This is a genomic window from Stenotrophomonas sp. PS02301, from assembly GCF_029959485.1.
GTDB classification, from domain to species: domain Bacteria; phylum Pseudomonadota; class Gammaproteobacteria; order Xanthomonadales; family Xanthomonadaceae; genus Stenotrophomonas; species Stenotrophomonas maltophilia_Z.
Map to the genome: position 1 here is coordinate 1 of NZ_JASCOO010000181.1, position 3217 is coordinate 3217.

Here is a 3217-nt window from a genome sequence, read left to right on the forward strand (position 1 = left end):
GTGCCGGCCGCTGGCCGGCAACCAGGCAATCCCGGGTTCACGACGGTGCCGGCCAGCGGCCGGCACGACCGGGCGTGCTGCCTCAACCCGCGGGCAGGAAGATCGCCACGCACAGGCCGCCTTCGCGGCGGTTCTGCAGCGAGATCCGGCCGCCATGGGCTTCCACGATCTCCCGGGTCAGCGCCAGGCCCAATCCGGTCCCGTTGCGCTTGGTGGAATAGAACGGCATCAGCGCATTCTGCAGCACGGCCTCATTCATGCCCTTGCCGCGATCGAGCACCTCCAACCGCAACCACTGCGGCAGGCGGGTCAGGCGCACCTCCACGTCATCGGTGGGCGGTTCGGCGTCGGCACACGCCTCGTGCGCGTTCTTGAGCAGGTTCAACAGCGCCTGCCCGAGCTGGGCGATGTCCACCCGGCTGTGCAGATCATCGGGAATTCCGGTCATGCGGAACGGGATCTGGTGCTGAAGGCCGGTCAGGAACAGGTTCCACTGCACGGTCTGCAACTGCGGCTGCGGCAGCTTGGCGAAGCGCGCGTAGCCCCGGATGAACCCTTCCAGGTGGCGGGCGCGCTCTTCGATGGTAGTGAACACTTCTTCCAGCCGTTCCGTCTTGCCGCGCCGGACCAGCTCGCCACCGGAATGCGCCAACGAGGCGATCGGGGCCAGCGAATTGTTCAACTCGTGGCTGATCACCCGGATCACCTTCTTCCAGGTCTGCACTTCCTGACGGCGCAGCTCAGCGGTCAGCAGGCGGATCAACAGCAGGTCGTGCGGGCGGCCGTTGAGATGGAAGTTGCGGCGGGACAGGTGATAGATCTGCTCGTCGTCTTCATCACGTTCATCATCATTGTCCTGGCCTTCCCCGCGCACCGCGAACAGGCTGTCGCCCCCGCGGGCGATGGCATCGCGCAGCTCGATCGGCATCGTCGCCATGACGTCGTCCATGCGCTGGCCTTCCAGCTTCCAACCGTTGTGCAGCAGCTTGCGCGCCGCCAGGTTGGAGAACACCACGCGCTGCACGCCGTCGCCGCCGTGCGCCAGCAACAGCATCGACACCGGCGTGTTCTGCACCATGGTGTCCAGCAGCAGCTCGCGCTGGACCAGGTCCTGGCGCTGCGCACGCAGCACATCGCCGAGTTCGCGGTGGGCCTGGACCAGATCGCCCAGCTCATCATTTGAGGGCCAATAGATGCCGAAGTTGTATTCGCCGTCGCGGTAGCTGCTGGTGGTGCCGGACAGGGCGCGCAGCAATGAGCGGATCGGCGCCGTCGCGCGGCGCAGGCTCCACCACATCAGCGCCAGCAGCACGACAACCGAGATGCACGTAACCGCCCAGCCATGGTCCAGCCAGAACGCCAGATACCACGGAAATGCAGCCGCCAGTGCCAGCACCGGCAGCAGGCGCAGGAACAGCCGGAAGGTGAACGAGCGCCGCTTCATTCGCGCGGGATGCCGTAACGGTCCATGCGCCGATACAGCGCCTGGCGGCTGAGCCCGAGCTCGGCCGCCGTCTGGGCGATGATGCCGTGGTTGTGGGCCAGCGCGGTTTCGATGCGGCTGCGGTCCGGGTCCACGGTCGGGCTGGCCGCGCGCGGGGCCGCGGCGCGCGGCAGGTTGAGGTCGCCTGCCTCGATGCGCGGTCCGGTGGCGAACAGTTGGGCGCGCTGCAGCACGTTGCGCAGCTCGCGCACATTGCCCGGCCAGGGATGCCGCTGAAGCGCGGTGGCCGCAGCGGTGGACAGTGGCTTGCCACTGTCCAGGAAGCGTTCGGCCAGCGGCAGGATGTCGCCGGGCCGCTCGGCCAGCGGTGGCAGCGCCAGCTCGACGGTATTGAGGCGGTAGTAGAGATCCTCGCGGAACTGGCCATCGCGGATCATCGCGGGCAGATCGGCGTTGGTCGCACTGATGACGCGCACCTTGACCTGCCGCTCGCGGTTGGAGCCCAGTCGTTCGAAGCGGCCGGTTTCCAGCACGCGCAGCAGTTTCATCTGTCCACTGGCAGAGAGATTGCCGATCTCATCCAGGAACAGGGTGCCGCCATCGGCGGCCTCGAACTTGCCTTCGCGTGCCTTGTTGGCACCGGTGTAGGCACCGGCCTCGGCACCGAACAACTCCGCCTCGATCAGCTCGGACGGAATCGCGCCGCAGTTGAGCGCGACGAACGCCCCCTTGGCTACCAGCGAGTTGGCCTGGATGATCTCGGCGATCTTCTCCTTGCCTGCGCCGTTGGGGCCGGTGATCAGTACCGGCAGTGCCGAGCGTGCCACCTGGCAGGCCAGGTTGACCACACGCTCACTGGCCGGATCGGCCACCACGGCGCCGCGCAGATCGTAGCGGGCCTCCAGCGCCGAGCGATCCCGTTGCTCGCGGTCGCGGCGGCGGTCCAGTTCGCGGCGGGTTTCCGACAGCTCCAGCAGGTTGTTGACCGTGATCAGCAGCTTGCGGTCGTCCCATGGCTTGGCCAGGTAGTCCGCGGCGCCCGCCTTGACCAGATCGACCGCACTGCTCAGATGTGTCCAGGCGGTCAACAGGATCACCGGCAGATCCGGATGGCGCGCGCGGATCTGCTGGAACAATGCTTCGCCTTCTTCGCCGGAGGTGGTGTCTTCGGTGAAGTTCATGTCCTGGATCACCAGATCCACCGGCTGTTGTTCCAGGATCGCCAGCCCTTGTTCGGGCGAGATCGCATGCAGCGCCTCGATGTCGTGCAGCGAGAACAGCACGTCTAGGGCGGTGCCGACGCTGGCGTTGTCGTCAATGATCAGGATCGAGGGCATGCGTCAGCGTAGGGCCGGAAGTGGAATCAAGAGTACCGGAGCGCCGGGCCAAGGGGCAGATGGCCCGGCGCGCTTGGCTCAGTTGCCGGCGCCAGGCGCCTGGGGGATGGGCGGGGTCTGCACTGCCAGGACGTCGCTCCAGGCGGCGGTGTTGACATCGACGGTCACCTGGTCGCCCTTGCGCAGCACGACGACGGGCACCCGGGTGGCCTTGTTGCCGACCAGTGCATGGGTGAGGTCGGCCATGCGCCGGACGGGCTGGCCATCCACACGCAGAATCCGATCGCCGCTGCGCACGCCGAAATAGGTGCTTGGCTCGGTGGTGGTAACGCGCACGATGCCATCCCGGGCATCCACCACCAGGTGGTGGCTGTCATCGCGCCACTCCAGGCGCGCGGTATCGGTCTGGGTGGCGGCCAGCGCGGGAGCGCTGGCC

General features: G+C 67.3%; 3 protein-coding genes. All 3 read right to left on the minus strand.

Features of this window, described 5'->3' with window-relative positions; all coding sequences use genetic code 11:
• Positions 1-82: 82 nt before the first annotated feature.
• Positions 83-1444 (minus strand): ATP-binding protein, encoded by a 1362-nt coding sequence (locus tag QMX81_RS20725; RefSeq protein WP_282264344.1) that lies wholly within the window; start codon positions 1442-1444, stop codon positions 83-85.
• On the minus strand, positions 1441-2781 hold the full coding sequence (locus QMX81_RS20730) for a sigma-54 dependent transcriptional regulator (protein WP_121040066.1): 1341 nt from the start codon (positions 2779-2781) through the stop codon (positions 1441-1443). The genes QMX81_RS20725 and QMX81_RS20730 overlap by 4 nt, the downstream gene beginning before the upstream one ends.
• A gap of 78 nt (positions 2782-2859) precedes the next feature.
• Positions 2860-3217, minus strand: a 358-nt coding sequence (locus QMX81_RS20735; protein WP_282264348.1) for a PDZ domain-containing protein, incomplete at its 5' end; no start/stop codon positions are given.

Excerpts from the sequence above, each read along its gene's own strand:
- QMX81_RS20725 (WP_282264344.1), bottom strand. The coding sequence starts at position 1,444 with ATGAAGCGGCGCTCGTTCACCTTCCGGCTGTTCCTGCGCCTGCTGCCG.
- QMX81_RS20730 (WP_121040066.1), bottom strand. The coding sequence starts at position 2,781 with ATGCCCTCGATCCTGATCATTGACGACAACGCCAGCGTCGGCACCGCC.